At 74.4% G+C, this 3,942-nt stretch carries 2 protein-coding genes; one reads left to right on the top strand and one right to left on the bottom strand.

Annotated elements, in window-relative coordinates; translation table 11 throughout:
* Window positions 1–688 precede the first annotated feature (688 nt).
* Window positions 689–2,809, bottom strand: coding sequence for an ATP-dependent DNA helicase UvrD2 (locus tag AC2W7A_RS10160; protein WP_485991250.1), 2,121 nt, complete (start codon window positions 2,807–2,809; stop codon window positions 689–691).
* Between the two features lie 155 nt (window positions 2,810–2,964).
* Here AC2W7A_RS10160 and AC2W7A_RS10155 point away from each other — a divergent pair, with 155 nt between their 5' ends.
* On the top strand, window positions 2,965–3,903 hold the full coding sequence (locus AC2W7A_RS10155; protein WP_485991249.1) for a phosphotransferase: 939 nt from the start codon (window positions 2,965–2,967) through the stop codon (window positions 3,901–3,903).
* The last annotated feature ends 39 nt before the right edge of the window (window positions 3,904–3,942 follow it).

Raw genomic sequence — 3,942 nt, 5'->3', positions numbered from 1 at the left:
TCCATGTGGACGGCCTGGGGCCCACGGGTGCGGCCGTGGCCGACCTGCTCGCCGCCGCCGGGGTCGCCCGGATCGGCCTGACGGACGGACGACCGGTGGTTCCCGGCCAGCTCGGGCACGGTTGGTCACCGCGGACGTCGGCCGGCCGCGGCCGCTGGCGCGCTCGCCCAACGGCTCGGCGAACGAGGCGTGACCGCCGCCCCCTGCCCGCAGGCCCGGCGACGCTGGTATGGAACGGTCACCGTGCTGGTGACCGAGGGGGCCTGGGACGTGGACCGGCTGGCACGGGCCCAGACGGCGCGGCATCCCGTGCTGCCGGTGGTTCTGCGGGACGAGGACACCCTCGTCGGGCCCTGGAGTGCGCCGGACACACCCGGATGCCCGCTCTGCTGGGAGCGGTGGGCCGAGCAGGAGGACCCGCTGCGTGCCGCACGGACCGCGGCGCTGCGCAGGGCGGAAGCGGGCCGGGAGACGGTGGCGCGGGCCCACCGCACCGCGGGGACGGTGTTGGAGACGCTGCGCCGGGGACCGGTGCCCGGGACCGCGTGGCGGGTGGCGGAGGCACCCACGGAGGTCGCTGTGGAGACGTTGGCGCCGTGGCCCGGGTGCGCCTGCGGAGGATGACGGTGCAGGACGACGGGGCGGCGGGTGCGGCGGGACGCCGTCCGGTCCGGCGACCTCCGGGAGCTCAGGCGACGTCGGTGCCGTGCAGCAGCTCGATGACCTCCCGGCCGTAGGACTCCAGCTTGGTCCGCCCCACCCCGGAGATCCTGATCAGCTCGGCCGGAGTGCGGGGCATGGTCTCGGCAATCGCGATGAGCGTGGCGTCCGTGAACACCACGAACGGGGGCTTGCGGATGTCCTTCGCCTTCGCGGTGCGCCAGTCCTTGAGCGTGTCCAGGACGGACTCGTCATAGGTGGCCGGGCAGTCCACGCAGCGGCCGATCTTGCGCTCGGCTCCGGTGTCCAGGACCTCGCCGCAGGTGCGGCAGGTGGCGGGGGCCTTGCCGCGCCGCCGGGAGGGTGTGGGGGCGGCCGAGGACCCCGCACCGGCACGGCGGGTGCCGCCGAGGGTCGAGTCGATCGCGGTGAGGAAGCGGGACGGACGGCGCGTGGAGCGGCCGCCGCCGCGGGACAGGGTCCAGGTCAGCGACAGGTGCCTGCGGGCACGCGTGATGCCCACGTAGAGCAGGCGGCGCTCCTCGTCCACCTCCGCCGGGGTGTCCGCGAAGGAGATCGGCATCAGGCCCTCGGACAGGCCGACCAGGAAGACGGCGTCCCATTCGAGGCCCTTCGCCGAGTGCAGGGAGGCCAGGGTCACACCCTGCACCGCCGGCGCGTGCTGGTGCTCGGCTCGCTCGTCCAGCTCCGCGACGAGCTCGGTGAGCGTGAACTCCGCCCCGCGGGCGTCCGCCAGCTGCTCGGCCAGGTGCACCAGGGCGCGCAGGGACTCCCAGCGTTCCCGGTGGGCCCCGGAGCCCGCCGGCGGCTCGTCCGAGTACCCCAGGGAGGACAGCACGTCCTTGACGCGCTGGATGACATCGGCACCGGTGAGGTCCTGGGCCGCACGGGCGGCGGCGCGCAGCTGCAGGACGCCGTCGCGGACCTCGGCGCGGGAGAAGAAGCGCTCCCCTCCGCGGAGCAGGTACCCGATGCCGGCCGTGGTCAGGGCGGTCTCGAACGCCTCGGACTGACCGTTGGTGCGGAACAGCACCGCGATCTCCGAGGCCGGCACCCCGTCAGCGATGAGCCGCTTCGCCTGCTCGGCCACCCAGCCGGCCTCAGCGGCGTCGTCGTCGCACTCGGCGAACACCACCTGCGGACCGGACTCGCGCTGGGACATCAGCTGGAGCGGCTCCGGCCACGGCGGCAGCGTGCGGTCCCGGGCACCGGCGCGCGTGCGGTCGGACAGGAGCCGGTTGGCGGCCTCCACGACCTGGGGGCTCGACCGGTAGTCCCGGACCAGCTTGACCTGGGTGGCGTGCGGGTAGCGCTCCCGGAATCCCGTGAGGAAGGCGGAGGTCGCACCGGTGAAGGAGTAGATGGTCTGGGACGCGTCGCCGACCACGCAGAGGTCGTCCCGCTCTCCCAGCCACAGGTCCAGGAGCCGGTGCTGCAGCGGGGAGACGTCCTGGTACTCGTCCACCACGAACACGCGGTACTGCTCGCGGACGGTGGCCGCGATGCGCTCCTCGGACTCGAGGATCGCCACGAGGATGAGCAGGACGTCCTCGAAGTCGATGGTCTGCTGCGCGGTCTTGAGCTCCTCGTAGCCGGCGTAGAGGCGTGCCACGGTGACCGGGGTCCAGCCCGCGGGCATGTCCCGTGCGGCCGCGGCCTCCGCGTAGGCCTCCGGAGCATGCAGGGACACCTTGGCCCACTCGATCTCGGAGGCGAGGTCGCGCAGGGCGGCACGGTCCACGCTCATCCGCATGCCCTGGGCCACCTGGGTCAGCAGACGGACCTTGTTCTCCATGATGTTCGGCATGGAGCCGCCCACGGCGTGCGGCCAGAAGTAGCGCAGCTGCCGCAGGGCGGCCGCGTGGAACGTCCGGGCCTGGACCCCGTGGGCGCCGAGGTCCCGCAGTCGGCTGCGCATCTCCGCGGCGGCACGCGCGGTGAAGGTCAGGGCCAGCGTGCGCTGCGGGTCGTAGACGCCGGAGGCCACCCCGTAGGCGATCCGGTGCGTGATCGCACGGGTCTTGCCGGTGCCCGCCCCGGCGAGGATGCAGACCGGCCCGTGGAGCGCGGTCGCGGCCTGGCGCTGCTCGGCGTCCAGGCCGCGGAGGATCTCATCGGGCGAGCTCACGGGTGTTCCAGACTCCTTCGGGCACGGTCGGCGTCGGCGGGCCCGCACGGGCGGGCGCTCCACCGTATCAACGGCGGCTGGGAGCCTCCGGAGCGCCACACCGGCCCCGGTGTCGCCCCCGGCCCACGGGCATCGCCGGACCTAGGATTGGTGCCGTGAACCGTCAGCCCATGCACCTCGCCGCCCTTGCCGCCGCCGCCGTCCCCGGTCTGTCCCCGACCGGCGTGGTGGCCAGCCCGGACGACCCCGCCGACTTCTCCTCGGCCGTGGTGCTGGCGGCGCGGGGCGAGCGCTGGCGGGTCCGCTCCCCGCACACCGCCGAGGCGGCGATGCGACTGGAGACCGAGCTCCAGGTGCTGGCCGGGTTCACCCCGGCCGTGCGCGCGAACCTGCCGTTCCGCACCCCGTCGGTGGCCGGCGCCGTCCGTCTGGACGGGCTGCGGACCTTCGTCTACCAGGACATGCCCGGCACCGTGCACCCGCTCGAGGACCTCGTGGAGGCCGGCGAGACGGCGGTGGCGGACGTCGCCCGCGCGATGGCGTCGATCCACACGCTTCCTGACCAGGTGGTCGCCCTCGCCGACCTGCCGGTGTACACCGCGGAGCAGGTGCGCACCCGCCGGCTCAACGAGCTGGACCAGGCCGCGACGACCGGACGCATCCCGGCGGCCCTGCTGCGTCGCTGGGAGACCGCCCTGGAGGAGCCGGAGCTCTGGCGCTTCGAACCGGTCCCGGTGCATGGAGACCTGCACGAGGAGAACCTGCTGATCGAGCGCGGCCGCGTGGTCGGCGTGACCGGCTGGACCGACCTGCACGTCGGCGACCCGGCCGTGGACTTCGCCTGGCTGGCCGCAGTCGAGGACCCGGACTTCGCCGACCGGGTGCTCGTGGCCTATCGGGCACGGCGCGCGGCCGCCGGGGCCACCGACGACGGCGACGAGCACCTCATGCGCCGTGCCGCCCTGGCCGCAGAGTTCGCGCTCGCCCAGTGGCTCGTGCGCGGCGTGGGCCGCCGTGACGAGGCGATGGTGGCCGAGGCCGAGGAGATGCTGCACGAGCTCGAGGCCGGCATCCATGGCTGCCGAGGAGGCTGAGCTGGCGGCGGCCGAGGCGGAGCGTGCGGCGGCGGAGCT

The sequence above is a fragment of the Micrococcus sp. LASM2_SD2 genome, from assembly GCF_057364565.1.
The sequence above is the reverse complement of the archived record's forward strand: the minus strand, read 5'-3'. Positions and strand labels throughout refer to the sequence as shown.